Raw genomic sequence first — 14029 nt, 5'->3', positions numbered from 1 at the left:
ACAGTTGTGAACGGCGCGGTCAGCTACACGATCAGCGGGCTGCACAGCGTCGCTGCGCTCACCATCGTCCTCACCGCCGCCCACCTCTTCCGCCGGCTCGCCCGGTTCGTCGGCCAACCGGGGGTGGTCGGAGAGATCACGCTGGGACTGCTCGCAGGCCCGCTCATCCTGACGCTCGGCGGCGAAGACGCCCGCCAGGCCCTACTTCCCGCCGACGTCCTGACCGTCCTGTACCTCTGCGGTCACGTCGGCCTCGTCCTCTTCCTCGTCGCCACCGCCACCGAACTCACCGCCTCCACAGTGTCCCTGCGGGGTCGGGTGATCGCCTGGGTGACGGCCGGGACGCTGTTCCCGTCGCTGGCGGCCGGCGCCGCACTGGCCGGGTGGCTGCTCTGGCAGAACGACCCGGACCTGCGCGGCAGCGCTCCCCGACCGGCGTTCCTCATCTTCATCACCATCGCGCTCACCGTCTCGGCGGTGCCCGTCCTCGCCCGCATCATCGCCGACCACCGCCTGAGCGGCACCCGCGCCGCCAGACTGTCCCTGTCCTCCGCAGTGGTCGTCGACGCGATCGCCTGGCTGCTGCTCGGAACGGCAGTCGGCCTCGCCGGCACCGGCACCCATGCGGCGCTGACCGCCATCCTGGTGCTCGTCGGCGGGCTCGGCGCCTCGCTCCTGCTCCGCCGTCTGCTCGCCGCCCGTACCGTGCCTTCGGCGCTCGTCCGACACCCCTACCCCGTCGCCGCGGTGATCGCCGTGGTCGCCCTGGTCGCCGCACACGCCACCGAGTCCGGCGGACTGACCGCGATCTCCGGTGCCTTCCTCGTCGGGCTGTGCCTGCCGGCGAAGCAATCCTGGGCGGCGGCCGCTGTCACCCGGATCAACCGTCTCGGCACCGCGCTGCTGCCGGCGTTCTTCGTCGCCACCGGCCTCACCGTCTGGTCCACCGGGGCCACGGCCGTACCGTGGTTGGCGATCACCGTGGCGACCGCTCTCGCCGTGATCGGCAAGACCGTCGGCAGCTACGTCGGCGCCCGCCTGGCCGGCGAGACGCCACACACCGCGCAGCGGATCGGGGTGCTGCTCAACGCCCGCGGCCTCACCGAGATCGCGCTGCTGCAAGCCGGACACGCCGCCGGCATCGTGACCGGGCAGCTGTACCTCGCGCTCGTCGTGATGGCCCTGGTCACCACCGCCATGACGGGCTGGTCGCTGCGGCTGGTCGACCGCCGCCAGCACCGCAAGGTCCGCAGTGGAGGGATTCCGACAGAGGACAGCCAGCCCCTTGAGGGAACGAAGGCAATTCACTAAGTTCTATGGATCATCTTCGACGTCAAGGAGCGTGACACCATCGCACACATCGATCTAGGGGTGCAGGAGTCCGAGTTCCCCGGCGTCCGTGGGCCGTTGCGCTTCCGACCCGAGACCGGCCGACCGTTGCTCGACCTGGTCGAGGTGCTGCTGCGCGGACCACACTCCCTCACCGCGGGGGAACGGGAACTGATCGCCGCGTACGTCTCCGGCCGCAACGAGTGCACCTACTGCTGCTCGGCGCACTCGGCTTACGCGGCGGCACAACTTGACGAGGGCATGTCCCTGGTCGACCAGGTGCACGCCGACCCGGACCGCGCTCCGATCTCCGCGAAGCTGCGTGCGCTGCTGCGTATCGCCGCCGCCGTTCAGGTCAGCGGACGCGAGGTCACCGCCGACCTGGTCGAGGCCGCGCGCACGGAAGGCGCCACCGACCTCGAGATCCACGACACGGTCCTGATCGCGGCGGCCTTCTGCATGTTCAACAGGTACGTCGACGGACTCGGCACCGTACCGGCGGCCGACCCAGGGTGGTACGCGCAGGCGTCCGAACGGATCGCCACCCACGGCTACCTACCGGTGCTGGACCGCTGAGCCGTACCGGGCTGTCAACTCGACCGAATGAGGGCATGACGTCATGGCACACATCGACCTGGGCGTGGACGAGACCGAGTTTCCCGGGGTACGGGGGCCGATGAAGTACCGCCCGGTCACCGGCAAGCCGATGCTGGAACTGGCGGAGACCCTGCTGCGTGGGCCACTCAGCCTGCCGACGGCCGACCGCGAGTTGATCGCCGCGTACGTCTCGGGCCTCAACGAGTGCACCTACTGCTGCTCGGCGCACTCGGCGTTCGCCGCCGCACTGCTCGACGAGGGCATGCCCCTGGTCGACCAGGTACGCGCCGACCCGGCCACGGCACCGATCTCCGCCAAGCTGCGCGCCCTGCTGCACATCGCCGGGGCGGTGCAGCGCAGCGGACGCGACGTCACCACCGAACTTGTCGAGGCGGCCCGCACCGAGGGTGCCACCGACGAGGAGATCCACGACACCGTCCTGATCGCGGCGGCCTTCTGCATGGTCAACCGGTACGTCGACGGTCTCGGCACCTTCGCCCCGAGTGATCCGAAGTTCTACGAAGAGACGGCCCGCCGGGTCATCAGCGTCGGCTACCGCAACACCGTCTGAGCTTCCACTGTCCGCTCAGGTCAGTCGACGGCGCTGCTCACCGCGCTTTGGGCACGCCGGCGTCGCGGGAGCGTCGGTCTCGTGGTGGCGGGCTGGCGAGCACCCGCAGTGGTGCCATCAGACGACGGATCGTCCCCGGTCGGGTTCGGTTCTGCACCCGTGTGCGCAGCAGCGCCAGCCCGTCGCCCGTCAACTGGTCGAAGGCCCACGGCCGGCCGCCGATGCCGAGCAACAGGGCTTCGGCGCGACCGCGTACCACCGGGCCGCTGCCGTGCGTCCATCCGGTGTCGGTCGCCTCCAGTCGCAGACCGTGCAGCCGGTCGCCCATCGTGTACCCGGGCGACGGCTGGTCGGTCAGGTGTCGGAACGCCACCCGGAGCCGTTCCTCCGGGATGTCGCGGGCGATGTTCAGGGGAACCCGCATGTCCAGGTCGTGCAGCAGCACGTCGGTCAGGACCGGGTCGTAGCCGGAGCGCGGGATGGTGGTGCGGGAGCCGGCGTGCCGCCGCAGCGTCGCCACGATCTCCTCGATCGGTAGGCGGGCGGCGCGGCGGGTCAGCCGGAGGTTGAACCTGTCGAAATCGGCGCCGGTGGTGACGATCGCGGCGTAGATCTTCAACTGGCCGAAGCGCAGGTAGGTGGTGAGGTGAGCGGCGACGTCGTGCACCGTCCAGCCCGCACACAGGCTCGGCCGGCGGAGTTGTTCGGCTGTCAGCCCGTCCAGGAGGTCGGCTGCCCGGTGCCGCTCGTCGACGATCATGTCGAACACCCGCATGTCGGACAGCGTATTGAGGCCGACCGCGCTCGGCATCCGCGCGCGTGCCGTCCTGACCGGTGGCGGCCCACCCCGCCCGACGGGACGGATCGCCGGGCGGGGCGGCGGGGCGGACCGCGACGTGCGCCGGTCAGTCGAAGTCGGCCGGGTTGAACTCCTTCTGCTCGACCAGGACCAGCCAGTTGCCGGAGTTGTCGCGGGCCACGGCCTCCACCCCGTACGGACGGTCCGCCGGTTCCTGGAGGAACTCCACGCCCTTGGCCCGCAGGTCGTCGTAGGTCTTGCGGCAGTCGTCGACGGCCAGGCCGAGGGCGAACAGGCTGCCCTCGTCGCGCGCCCGGGCGAACATCTCGGCGACCTCGGGCGACAGCGGTGGCCCGGGAAGTTGCAGGTGCACCTCCAACTCCGGTTGACCGGGGTGGCTGACGGTGCACCAGCGGTAGGAGCCGTCGCCGATGGTGATGTCGGTGCGTTCGACGAAGCCGAGCACGTCGATGTAGAACGCCTTGGCGGCGTCGATGTCCTTGACGAAAACGGTGGTCAGCGAGACGTTCGTAATCATGGTAGCCAGGCTAGGCCGCGTCGGCGCCGGGGCGGCTTCTCCTAGCTTGCGGCGTCGCCGCGTCGCTCGGCGAACCCCCACATGAACACGAAACAGCCCGGGATGTGCGGGGTGCCGGCCTGCGCCCAGCGGCGCTGGAACTCGCGGGGTGACTCGCCGACGAGGTCCCGGAACCGACTGCTGAACGAGCCGAGGCTGGCGAAGCCGACCGCGTAGCAGACCTCGGTCACGGTGAGGTTTGTGGCCCGCAACAGGTCCTGGGCCCGTTCGATGCGCCGTTGCGACAGGTACGCGGCCGGCGAGAGCCCGTACGTGATGGTGAACAATCGATGGAAGTGATATTTGCTGATGCCCGCGACGGCCGCGACGGCGGCGAGGTCCAGCGCCTCGGTGTAGTGGCGGTCCATGTGGTCGCGTGCGCGGCGCAGGTGAACCCGAAGGTCACCGGGAGCCCGGCTCGGTGGTCGACTCATCACGGGCAAGTTTATGTGACAGCCAACGCGAGAACGATCCGCATGACTGTAACGAACCAGCCTGGTCGTACGCCTATCCCGGGTGTAGACAGGATTCTGATCATGGCGGCGGTGCGCGGGGCGGTTCTGCCGCCCGCCAGAGATCCACAACGTGAGAGGGGGGCTGGTGCGGGGCGAACTGCAACGCATCGTCGACGCCGTCGCCGCCCACGCCGGACGTCCCGCACTGATCGAGGACCGTCGGCAACGGGTCGTCGTGTACAGCGAGCAGAACGGACTGACCGACGAGGTCCGCCGGGCCTCGATCCTGCGCCGGCAGAGCAGCCCGGAGGTCGTCGCCTGGGTACGTGACCTCGGCCTGGCCGACGCACGCGGGCCGGTACGCACTCCGGCTCGACCGGACCTGGGCATGCTGCCCCGTTTGTGCGTGCCGGTACGGCACCACGAACTGCTGCTCGGCTACGTCTGGTTCATCGACCCCGACGGCACCATGACCGACGTGGACCTGACCGCCACCGGGCTGCTCAAGGAACTCTCCCTGGCCCTGTACCGGGAAAACCTGCTCGGCGAACTGGCTGCGCAACGGGAGACCGAGGCGGCCCGTACGCTGCTCGCCGACAGCCCGGAGACCCGCGATCAGGCGGCCCGCGCCCTGCTGGAGGCGGGGATGATCGCCGCCGACGGGCCCCGGACGGCGCTTGTGGCACGGCTTGTCGCACCCGCGCAGCGGCAGCCGGACGAGTTGGCCCGGATCGCGCTGGAACAGGCGCTGGTGGCCGCCCGCCGACGGGCCGGCATCAGGGAGGCCCTGCATCTGATCCGCCACGACCACGGCGTGCTGCTGCTACCGGCCGAGCCGGTCGCCGGACGACCCGCTCCCGAGGCGGCCGCCCGTCAACTCGACGAGGACCTGCAACACGTCACCCGCGCGCTCGGCTCGGTGGAACGTACGGTGGTCGGTGTCGGTCAGACGCGGGCGCGGCTGGCCGACGCCGCCGAGTCGTACGTCGAGGCCCTGCACGCGGCACGGGTCGGTGCGCAACTGCCGGCGCTGGGCCGGGTCGTCTTCTGGTCCGGTCTGGGCAGCTACCGGGCGCTGGCCCGACTCGGCGACCAGCAGCTCACGGTGGCCGACGTGCATCCCGGGCTGGCCCGACTGCTGGCCACCCCGGGCAGTCAGGTCCTGCTGACCACACTTGAGCGGTACCTGGACCAGGCCGGCAACGCGCACGCCACGGCCGCCCGGCTGCGGCTGCACCGCACCACCCTCTACTACCGACTGCAACGGATCGAGGAACTCGCTGGCACCGACCTCAAGGACGGCGACGAGCGGCTCTGCCTGCATCTGGGGCTCAAGCTGGCCCGGCTGACCGGGCAGCATCGGCCCGAGGAGTAGACCATCTGCGACACACGTAGCAACCTGCCTTCGAGATCTTCGACAGGTGCCCGATGACCGATGGCGGGCCGATCCCTAGGTTCGGCCGAGGGTTCCGGAAAGCAGGGGGTGGCGCGGTGGTCGGGCGATGGCTCGGGCGGTTCGTCGTGCCCGCCATCGTCGCGGCGATCTTCGTCGCACCACTGTGGTTCATGCTGGTCGGCTCGCTGCGACCGGCCGGTTCCCCACCGCCACGGACCCTGGAACTGTGGCCGGCCGATCCCACCACCGCCGCGTACACCCGGCTGCCGGAACTGGTGCCGCTGGCGCGCTACCTGGCCAACTCGGCACTGGTGGTGGCGCTGGCCGTACCGCTGACCGTGCTGGTGGCCGCGTTGACCGGATTCGGGCTGCGGCTGTTGTCCGGGACCGCGCGCCGGCGGGCACTGCTCGCGCTGCTGGTCGTGCTGCTGGTGCCGGTCACCGCCGTGTGGGCCACCCGGTTCGAGGTGTTCCGGCTCTTCGGCGCGGTCGACACGTACCTGCCGTTGCTGGCGCCGGCGGCGCTGGCCGTCAGCCCGTTCCTGATCCTGTTGTACGCCTGGAGCTTCGGCGGCATCCCGGACAGCCAGTTGCAGGCCGCCCGGCTGGAGGGCGCCGGGTGGTTGACCATCTGGCGGCGGCTGGCGATGCCGCAGGTCAAACCGGCGACGCTTGCCGTGGCGGTGCTCGCCTTCACCTTCCACTGGTCCAACTTCATCGACCCGCTGCTCTATCTGAGCAGCGGCGACCGCTACACCTGGCCGTTGGGGCTGCGGTTCCTGCTGCTGCTCAATCCGACGGACTGGCCGCTGCTGATGGCCGGCAGCGTGATCGCCACCGCGCCGTGCGTACTTGTGTTTCTGCTCGCCCAGCGGGTCCTGCTGGCCGACGATCCACTGGCGGCGCTTCGCTCGAAAGGAAACCGATGACCTCCCTCTGGCGGCGCGCCTGCGCCACCCTGCTGACGGTGCTGCTGGTCGGCACCGGATGCTCGTCCGGTGACAAGGCGACGGACGACAGCGGCATCACCGTGGTGTTGTTCGGTGACGCCGAGGAGATCGCCGGCTACCGGGACCTGGTCGCCGGCTTCACCTCCGCCCACCCGGACATCCCGGTCACCCTCTCCCCCGTGGCCACCCAGGACGAACTGATGGCGCGGTTGACCACCTCGTTCGCCGGGGGCCAGCCGCCGGACGTGTTCCTGCTCAACTACCGCCGCTACGGGCAGTTCGCCGCGCAGGGGGCGATCGAGCCGGTGCAGGCGTACCTGGACTCCAGCGAGGCGATCCGGGAGAGCGACTTCAGCCCGCGGTCCCTTGACGCGTTCCGGTTCGACGGTCTGGAGTTGACCTGCCTGCCGCAGAACCTGTCCTCGCTCGTCGTCTACTACAACGTCGACCTGTTCACCGCCGCCGGCATTCCCGCCCCGACCGCGGGTTGGACCTGGGACGACTTCCTCGCCGCGGCGAAGGCGTTGACCCGCGACGGCCGCTACGGCGTCGGTGTCGACCCGTCGCTGCCCCGGCTCGCCCCGTTCGTCTGGTCCAACGGTGGTGAGCTGGTCGACGATCCGGACAAGCCGAACCGGCTGACCCTCACCGACAACCCGTCCTCCCGGGCGGCCGTCGACTGGTTCCTCGACCTCCAGTCGCGCCACGGTGTGGTGCCGCCGGACGCCGAGGAGCAGAGCGAGTCCAGTGAGGCCCGGTTCCTGCGCGGCACCCTCGGCATGTACCTCAACAGCCGGGTCGCCGTGCCCACCCTGCGCACCATCACCGACTTCACCTGGGACGTCGCACCGCTGCCGGTGGCACCGGGCGGGAAGCCGGCGTCGATCCTGCACAGCGACGCGTACTGCATGAGCGCCGGCCTGGCCGACCACCGCCCGGCGTGGCGCTTCATCGAGTACGCGATGGGCGACGCCGGGCAGCGCACCCTCGCCGAGTCGGGTCGTACGGTGCCGTCGCGGCTGGAGGTGGCGAACTCCCCCGCCTTCCTCGACCCGACCAAGGCGCCCCGGTCCTCGCAGGTGTTCCTCGACGCGGAACCGTACCTGCGGGCCACCCCCCGTACCGGCAGCTGGTCGCGGGTGGAGAAGGAGGGCAACAGCCTGCTGGCCGAGGTCTTCTACGGCCGCATCGACCGCGAGGACGGGCTGCGCCAACTGGAGGATCGGGTCCGTCCACTGTTCTCGGTGGGCAAGTGAGAGGCGTCATCCGACTGGAGGCCCTGACCCGCTCGTACGGCGGCAAACCCGCCGTCGATCGCGTGGACCTGGAGGTGGCGGCCGGGGAGTTGATCACCCTGGTCGGCCCCTCCGGGTCCGGCAAGTCGACAATCCTGCGGCTGATCGCCGGCCTGGACCGGCCCGACAGCGGCCGGATCCTGGTCGACGACGTCGACGTCGCCACGGTCCCGCCGCCCCGGCGGGCGGTGGCCATGGTCTTCCAGGACTACGCGCTCTTTCCGCACCTGACCGTGCTGGGCAACCTCACCTTCGGGCTGCGGGTGCGCAAGGTGCGCCGGGCCGAGGCGGAGCAGCGGGCCCGGGTCGCCGCGCAGCGGCTCGGCATCGACGACCTGCTGGACCGCTACCCCGACCAGATGTCCGGCGGCCAGCGTCAACGGGTGGCGCTGGCCCGGGCGTTGTTGCGCGACCCGAGCGTCTACCTGCTCGACGAGCCACTGGCCAGCCTGGACGGTCCGCTGCGCTTCGCCACCCGCACCGACCTGCTGGCCCTGCACCGGGAACTGCGCACCACCACCATCCACGTCACCCACGACCAGCACGAGGCGATGACCCTCGGCGACCGGGTGGTGGTGCTCGCCGACGGGCAGATCCGCCAGGTCGGCCCACCCCAGCAGGTGTACGACGAGCCCGCCGACACCTTCGTCGCCGGATTCCTCGGCAGCCCGCCGATGAACCTGGTACCCGGCGGCGGAGTGCTCGGCGGCGACGCCACCCTGACCATCGGCGTACGGCCGGAGGATCTGGCCCTCGACGACGCCGGGCCGGTCACCGCCACCGTCGAGGCGGTGGAGTCGCTGGGCAGCGAGGCGAACCTGTCGACCCGCTGCCCGGACGGCACCCGGCTGATCGTGCGCACCGGCCCTCGCCCCGGCGTGGCTGGCGGAGACGAGGTGCGGCTGCGCGCCGATCGGCTGCACCGGTTCGACGCGACCACCGGCCGACGGCGATGAGCCGTCCCCGGCGGCCCCTGACCGGCTGGGCGTTCCTCGCCCCGTACGCCATCGCGGTGGCGCTGCTGGTCGCGGTGCCGGCACTGCTCAACCTCGGGTACGCGTTCACCGACCACACCGGCCTGACCCGGGACCCGCAGTTCATCGGGCTGGACAACATCCGTCGGATGCTCGACGACCGGTTCCTGCTCGACAGCATGGAAGCCTCCCTGTTCCACGTGGCGCTCGCCGTGCCGGTACGGTTCGTCGCCGCGGTGGGGCTCGGTCTGCTGCTCGCCGCCCCCCGCCCGGGTGGCCGCTGGTTCCGCACCGCCGTCTACCTGCCCACCGTCATCCCCGACGTGGCTCTGGCGGTGCTGTTCCTGTGGGTGCTCAACCCGCTGTACGGGCCACTGAACCAGCTTCTCGGGCTGTTCGGTCACCAGGGCTACAACTGGCTCGCCGACCCGACCACGGCCCGCATCGGGGTGGTGTTGATGCTGGCCTTCCCCATCGGTGAGGGCTTCGTGGTGGTGCTCGCCGCCCGCCGGCTGCTCAACGGACGGCTGTACGAGGCGGCGGCGTTGGAGGGCTGCGGACCGTTCGGACAGTTGCGCCGGCTCACCCTGCCGTTGCTCGCCCCGGTGCTGGTGCTGCTGGCGGTACGGGACATCATCCTCACCCTCCAGGTCAACTTCGTGCCCGCGTACGTGCTCACCGACGGCCGACCCGCAAACGCCACGCTGTACCTGCCGGTGTACATCTTCGACCAGGTCTTCGAGTTCTCCGGCTTCGCGTACGGTTCCCTCGTCACCATCCTGTTGATGCTGATCACTGCCGTGATCATCATCGTGTTGCTGCTTGCCGTACGACGCTGGCGGGTGCTGCGATGAGCTGGCATCCTGCTGCGATGAGATTGCGGGTACTGGTCGCCACCGTCGTCGTCCTCCCGCTGTTGGCCGCCTGTGGTGGCGGCTCGGCGGCACCGTCACCCGGCGGCGGACGCGACCTGTTGGCGAATCTGCCCAGCTGTGACCGGGTGCCGATGGACGATCCGGAGGTCGAGGCCGAGGTGCCGGGTCTGGCCCTGCCGGAGGGTTCCCGGGTCACCGCCGTCGTGCAGCAGGGCGTGCTGACCACGGTTGAGGCGACCCTGCGGATGTCTCCACTGGACGTTCGCGCACACTATGAGCAGCGCACGGACATCGATGTGCTGCGCGTGGAGGACGAGATCTTCGAGACCGAGGTGTTGGCCCGGACCGAGGCGCGGCGCATGTACCTGCGTGCCTCGGCGCTGTGTGCTGACGGCTCCAGCCTGACCGTCGTGGTGGGACCCGATTCCGAGGACGCCGGTCTGCCCGAGTTCCGCAGCGGCGGATGACCCGCCTCGACAATTGTCCTAACCAGACCGGGGGTTTCCTCGACAGTTGATCGGTGACGTGCACCGACCAGCGATCTAGCGTGCGCAGCAAGGACCGTTCGTGTCCGGATCAGGAGAGACCCCCATGAAACTCACGTTCGCGAGGCACTATCGCGGACTGGCGGCGACAGCTGTGGTCGGGCTGCTCGCCACGGTCGCGTTGGCCGCGTCGTCCAGCCCACCCCCCGCTGCTGAACCGTCGCTGGCCACCAACCTGCCGACCGGCCCCATGGAGATGCCGGACGAGTGGATGACCGCCCAGCGGTTGAGTGACGGCAGCACCAGCCTGTCGGTCACCCAGTACGCCAACGCCCGGAGCCAGGCCAACCAGCTCGCCGTCCGCACCAAGAACAGCTACCGCAAGCTCGGCAACCAGGAGTGGGACTTCTTCGGTCCGCTGAACATCGGTGGCCGGGTCCCCGACCTCGTGGTCGACCCGCAGGTGCCGGACCAGCTGTTCATCGCCGCCGCCTCCGGTGGTGTGTGGAAGTCCAGCGATGCCGGTGACACCTTCACCCCGGTCTGGCCGGACAGCTGGTCCCAGCCCATCGGTGCGCTGGCCATGACCAGCGAAGGCGTCCTGTTCGCCGGCACCGGTGAGGCCCAGCCGGGCGGTGGTTCCATCACCTTCGGTGGTGACGGCATCTACCGCTCCACCGACCGCGGGGGCTCCTGGGAGCGGGTCGGTCTGACCGACAGCCACGCCATCGGCCGGCTCGCGATCGACCCGACCAACGAGGACCGGATCTTCGCGGCGGCCAGCGGCAACCTGTTCATTCCCGGCGGCGAGCGCGGCGTCTACCTCAGCGAGGACGGCGGTGACAACTGGCGTCAGGTGCTCGCCCCGCTGAACGACACCACCGGCGCCACCGAGGTGATCATCGACCCGAGCAACCCCAACCGGGTGTACGCGGCGATGTGGGACCACCTGCGCGAGCCGCACCAGCGCACCTACGGTGGCCCCGGTTCCAGCCTCTGGCGCTCGAACGACGGCGGTGAGACCTGGCAGCGGATGACCAACGGTCTGCCCACCGACGCCGACCAGGGCCGCTGGGGCCTGGCCGTCGCGGCGAACAACCCGCAGCGCCTCTACGCGTACGTGGGCACCGCCATCGGCCCGTTCCGGGCGTTCTACCGCTCCGACAACGGCGGTGACAGCTGGACGCTGATGCCGGTCAACGCGAACCAGGCCTCGCAGTCGACCTTCAGCTGGTGGTTCGGCAAGATCTGGGTCGACCCGGCCGACGCCGACCACCTGTTCCTGATGGGTGTCAACCTGATGCGCTCCACCAACGGCGCGCAGAGCTTCTCCTCGGTGCGCGGTCCGCACGCCGACCAGCACGTCATGCGCTGGGACCCGAAGGTGCCGGGCCGGGTCTACCTCGGCAACGACGGCGGCGTCTACCGCTCGGAGCAGAACGGCGCGGCCGGCTGGGTGAAGGCCACCGACGAGCGGTACACCCAGTTCTACACCGTCGACGTGGCGGAGACCGACCCGAGCCTGAAGGTCGCCGGCGCCCAGGACAACGGCTGCAACCGCGGCTACAACGGCCGCCTCGGCCCGTGGGAGGCCATCGGCTGTGGTGACGGTCTGCAGACCATCATCCACCCGGAGAACCCGAACATCGTCTTCGGGTGCAGCCAGTACGGTTCCTGCTACCGGTCGGAGAACGCCGGTGGCACGCCGCGGCAGACCATCGGTACCGGCCAGACCACCTCGCAGCGGCGTAACTGGCTGACCCCGCTGCTGTTCGACCCGAACGACCCGAACGTCATGTACTACGCCGGCAACATCCTCAACCGGTCGACGGACAACGGTCGTACCTGGACCCCGATCAGCCCTGACCTGACCAACGGTGGCCCGAACGACCCGTCCGGCTACCCGTGGGGCACGATCACCACTGTCGCCGTCGCGCCCAGCGACAGCAACACCCTCTACGTGGGCACCGACGACGGCAAGGTCTGGTGGACCCGTGACCTCGGCGCCACCTGGAACGAGGTGAACTCGGCGCAGTTGCCGGGCACCTGGGTCACCCGGATCGCGGTCAACCCGAAGGACGCCAAGATCGCGTACGCGACCTTCTCCGCCTTCCGTTCGGGCAGCAGCCGGGCGCACGTGCTGATGACCCGCGACGGTGGGCAGACCTGGAGCAACATCGGGCAGGGCCTGCCCGACGCTCCGGTCAACTCGATCGTCCCGACCTCCGACGGTCTGCTGATGGTCGGCACCGACGTCGGCGTCTTCCTCTCCGCCTGGAACGGCGGGGAGTGGGCCGCGCTCGGCAAGAACCTGCCGCAGGCTCCGGTGATGTACCTGCGTTACCACGAGCCGAGCCGGCAGCTGACCGCCGCCACGTTCGGCCGCGGCATCTACGACGTGTCCGTGCCGAGCTGCCCGGCCTCGTCGACCAAGCTGCCGCTGAAGAACCCGGGTGTCGGCGTGGTGGGCGTACTGAACTCCTGCCGCTAGCCTGATCGGCCGCCACCGCACCGGCCCGCCGAGGTGATCACCAATCGGCTGGTCACGGGGCGGTGGCGGTCGGACCGCTCGAACAATCCGGAGGCCACCTCCCCAGCCCGGGGCGGTGGCCTCCGGCCTGAGCAGCTAACGCAGGCGGCGGGCCGGGAACCGGTTCGGCGGGTGGGCGATCGCCTCCTGGGCGGCGATCAGCTGGAGTTCGCGGGTGCCGGCGGCCAGGGTCGCCTCCAGCACGGCGAAGATCGAGGCGGTGGTCCGTTCCAGCGCGATGGCCGGCGAGCCGCTGATCCGAAGGTGCGCGAGGTAGAGCGCGGCGGTGACGTCGCCGCCGCCGTTCGGGTTGATCGGCAGCAGCGGGGTGGTCACCGCCCAGGCGCCCTCGTCGGAGACCGCCACCACGTCCAGCGATCCCGCCGGTACGGCACCGTGCAGCACGCTGGTGACCAGGACGTGCCGTGGCCCGCTCGCCCGGACGATGTCGACGGCGGCCAGCAGATCCACCACCGAGTCGGTCCGGCGGCCGGCGAGGAACTCCAGCTCGAACTGGTTCGGGGTGACGATGTCGGCTCGGGGCACCACCACGTCGCGCAGGTACTCGGGGATGCCCGGCCGGACGAACATGCCCCGGCCCACGTCGCCCATGACCGGGTCGCAGCAGTAGACGGCGTCCGGGTTGGCGGTCTTGACCAGGCTCACCGCGTCGAGGATCACCGCGCCCATCGCCGGGTCGCCCTGGTAGCCGGAGAGAATCGCGTCGGCGTCACCGAGGACGCCCCGGTCGGCGATACCGGCGATCACCTCGGCGACGTCGGCCGGGGCCAGCAGCGGCCCGCGCCACGCGCCGTACCCGGTGTGGTTGGAGAAGTGCACGGTCAGTACCGGCCAGACCTCGTGCCCGAGTCGTTGCAGCGGAAACACGGCGGCAGAGTTGCCGACGTAGCCGTAGGCGACCGAGGACTGGATGGACAGGATTTTCACCGTCTCATCATGGCGGGCGCTGCTGCGGGCCGCGTCGGGACCCGGGCGAAGCTGCCCGGCGTCGGCCGTACGGCACTGGCGGCAGGTGTCGCAGCACCGGGGTGCGGGCCACCCGTCAGGGTGGCCCGCACCGTCGGTTTCCTACTCGAACAGGGACAGGGTCAGCGTCGAGGTGTACGCACCAGCCTCGACGTCCGCCGGAGTCCGCAGGAACAGATCCGCGTCAACCGTGTACTCGCCACCGGCGA

The 14029-nt window shown here is 70.4% G+C and carries 14 protein-coding genes; 10 read left to right on the top strand and 4 right to left on the bottom strand.

Features of this window, described 5'->3' with window-relative positions:
* Window positions 1-6 precede the first annotated feature (6 nt).
* Genes C1A38_RS08825 through C1A38_RS08815 form a run of 3 tightly spaced genes read left to right on the top strand, consistent with a single transcriptional unit; the run spans window position 7 to window position 2497 of the window.
* The gene (locus tag C1A38_RS08825; RefSeq protein ID WP_158244869.1) at window positions 7-1311 is read left to right on the top strand and encodes a cation:proton antiporter; all 1305 of its coding nucleotides are present in this window, start codon (window positions 7-9) and stop codon (window positions 1309-1311) included.
* A gap of 39 nt (window positions 1312-1350) precedes the next feature.
* Entirely contained in the window at window positions 1351-1905 is a 555-nt protein-coding gene (locus C1A38_RS08820) for a carboxymuconolactone decarboxylase family protein (protein ID WP_102657346.1), read from the top strand.
* Between the two features lie 43 nt (window positions 1906-1948).
* On the top strand, window positions 1949-2497 hold the full coding sequence (locus C1A38_RS08815; RefSeq protein ID WP_102657345.1) for a carboxymuconolactone decarboxylase family protein: 549 nt from the start codon (window positions 1949-1951) through the stop codon (window positions 2495-2497).
* Between the two features lie 37 nt (window positions 2498-2534).
* On the opposite strand, the gene C1A38_RS08810 is transcribed toward C1A38_RS08815, so the two are convergent.
* The 3 genes from C1A38_RS08810 to C1A38_RS08800 all read right to left on the bottom strand — a co-directional run bounded on the left by C1A38_RS08810 (window position 2535) and on the right by C1A38_RS08800 (window position 4307).
* The gene (locus tag C1A38_RS08810) at window positions 2535-3272 is read right to left on the bottom strand and encodes a maleylpyruvate isomerase family mycothiol-dependent enzyme (protein ID WP_158244868.1); all 738 of its coding nucleotides are present in this window, start codon (window positions 3270-3272) and stop codon (window positions 2535-2537) included.
* Window positions 3273-3402: 130 nt separating this feature from the next.
* On the bottom strand, window positions 3403-3834 hold the full coding sequence (locus tag C1A38_RS08805; protein WP_102657343.1) for a VOC family protein: 432 nt from the start codon (window positions 3832-3834) through the stop codon (window positions 3403-3405).
* Between the two features lie 41 nt (window positions 3835-3875).
* Window positions 3876-4307, bottom strand: coding sequence for a helix-turn-helix transcriptional regulator (locus tag C1A38_RS08800; protein ID WP_353505512.1), 432 nt, complete (start codon window positions 4305-4307; stop codon window positions 3876-3878).
* A gap of 166 nt (window positions 4308-4473) precedes the next feature.
* Between C1A38_RS08800 and C1A38_RS08795 the strand changes: the two genes are divergently transcribed.
* From C1A38_RS08795 to C1A38_RS08770, 7 genes are all read left to right on the top strand, one after another.
* Window positions 4474-5703 (top strand): PucR family transcriptional regulator, encoded by a 1230-nt coding sequence (locus C1A38_RS08795; RefSeq protein ID WP_102657341.1) that lies wholly within the window; start codon window positions 4474-4476, stop codon window positions 5701-5703.
* A gap of 116 nt (window positions 5704-5819) precedes the next feature.
* Entirely contained in the window at window positions 5820-6653 is an 834-nt protein-coding gene (locus C1A38_RS30735) for a carbohydrate ABC transporter permease (protein WP_158244867.1), read from the top strand.
* On the top strand, window positions 6650-7930 hold the full coding sequence (locus C1A38_RS30730; RefSeq protein WP_146017487.1) for an ABC transporter substrate-binding protein: 1281 nt from the start codon (window positions 6650-6652) through the stop codon (window positions 7928-7930). Before C1A38_RS30735 ends, C1A38_RS30730 begins: the two co-directional genes overlap by 4 nt.
* Complete coding sequence (locus C1A38_RS08785) at window positions 7927-8925, top strand: ABC transporter ATP-binding protein (RefSeq protein ID WP_102657339.1); 999 nt, start codon at window positions 7927-7929, stop codon at window positions 8923-8925. Before C1A38_RS30730 ends, C1A38_RS08785 begins: the two co-directional genes overlap by 4 nt.
* Window positions 8922-9797, top strand: coding sequence for a carbohydrate ABC transporter permease (locus C1A38_RS08780; RefSeq protein WP_102657338.1), 876 nt, complete (start codon window positions 8922-8924; stop codon window positions 9795-9797). Before C1A38_RS08785 ends, C1A38_RS08780 begins: the two co-directional genes overlap by 4 nt.
* Window positions 9798-9814: 17 nt before the next feature.
* Window positions 9815-10285 (top strand): hypothetical protein, encoded by a 471-nt coding sequence (locus C1A38_RS08775; RefSeq protein WP_146017486.1) that lies wholly within the window; start codon window positions 9815-9817, stop codon window positions 10283-10285.
* Between the two features lie 124 nt (window positions 10286-10409).
* Window positions 10410-12794 carry a WD40/YVTN/BNR-like repeat-containing protein gene (locus C1A38_RS08770; RefSeq protein WP_233196715.1) on the top strand — a complete coding sequence of 795 codons (2385 nt, stop codon included), beginning with the start codon at window positions 10410-10412 and terminating at the stop codon, window positions 12792-12794.
* A 135-nt stretch (window positions 12795-12929) separates the two neighbouring features.
* On the opposite strand, the gene pdxY is transcribed toward C1A38_RS08770, so the two are convergent.
* Window positions 12930-13781 carry a pyridoxal kinase PdxY gene (pdxY, locus tag C1A38_RS08765; RefSeq protein ID WP_013734228.1) on the bottom strand — a complete coding sequence of 284 codons (852 nt, stop codon included), beginning with the start codon at window positions 13779-13781 and terminating at the stop codon, window positions 12930-12932.
* Window positions 13782-14029: the final 248 nt, after the last annotated feature.

The organism is Verrucosispora sp. ts21 (genome assembly GCF_002879555.1).
Classification (GTDB): Bacteria; Actinomycetota; Actinomycetes; order Mycobacteriales; family Micromonosporaceae; genus Micromonospora; species Micromonospora gifhornensis.
Note: the sequence above shows the minus strand (reverse complement) of the source record. Positions and strands in the feature narration are given on the sequence as shown.

What these genes read in the sequence shown, in the direction of transcription:
- C1A38_RS08815 (WP_102657345.1), top strand. Translation starts at nt 1,949, where the DNA reads ATGGCACACATCGACCTGGGCGTGGACGAGACCGAGTTTCCCGGGGTA.
- C1A38_RS08800 (WP_353505512.1), bottom strand. Translation starts at nt 4,307, where the DNA reads ATGAGTCGACCACCGAGCCGGGCTCCCGGTGACCTTCGGGTTCACCTG.
- C1A38_RS08780 (WP_102657338.1), top strand. Translation starts at nt 8,922, where the DNA reads ATGAGCCGTCCCCGGCGGCCCCTGACCGGCTGGGCGTTCCTCGCCCCG.
- C1A38_RS08775 (WP_146017486.1), top strand. Translation starts at nt 9,815, where the DNA reads ATGAGATTGCGGGTACTGGTCGCCACCGTCGTCGTCCTCCCGCTGTTG.
- C1A38_RS08770 (WP_233196715.1), top strand. Translation starts at nt 10,410, where the DNA reads ATGAAACTCACGTTCGCGAGGCACTATCGCGGACTGGCGGCGACAGCT.
- C1A38_RS08805 (WP_102657343.1), bottom strand. Translation starts at nt 3,834, where the DNA reads ATGATTACGAACGTCTCGCTGACCACCGTTTTCGTCAAGGACATCGAC.
- C1A38_RS30730 (WP_146017487.1), top strand. Translation starts at nt 6,650, where the DNA reads ATGACCTCCCTCTGGCGGCGCGCCTGCGCCACCCTGCTGACGGTGCTG.
- C1A38_RS08810 (WP_158244868.1), bottom strand. Translation starts at nt 3,272, where the DNA reads ATGCGGGTGTTCGACATGATCGTCGACGAGCGGCACCGGGCAGCCGAC.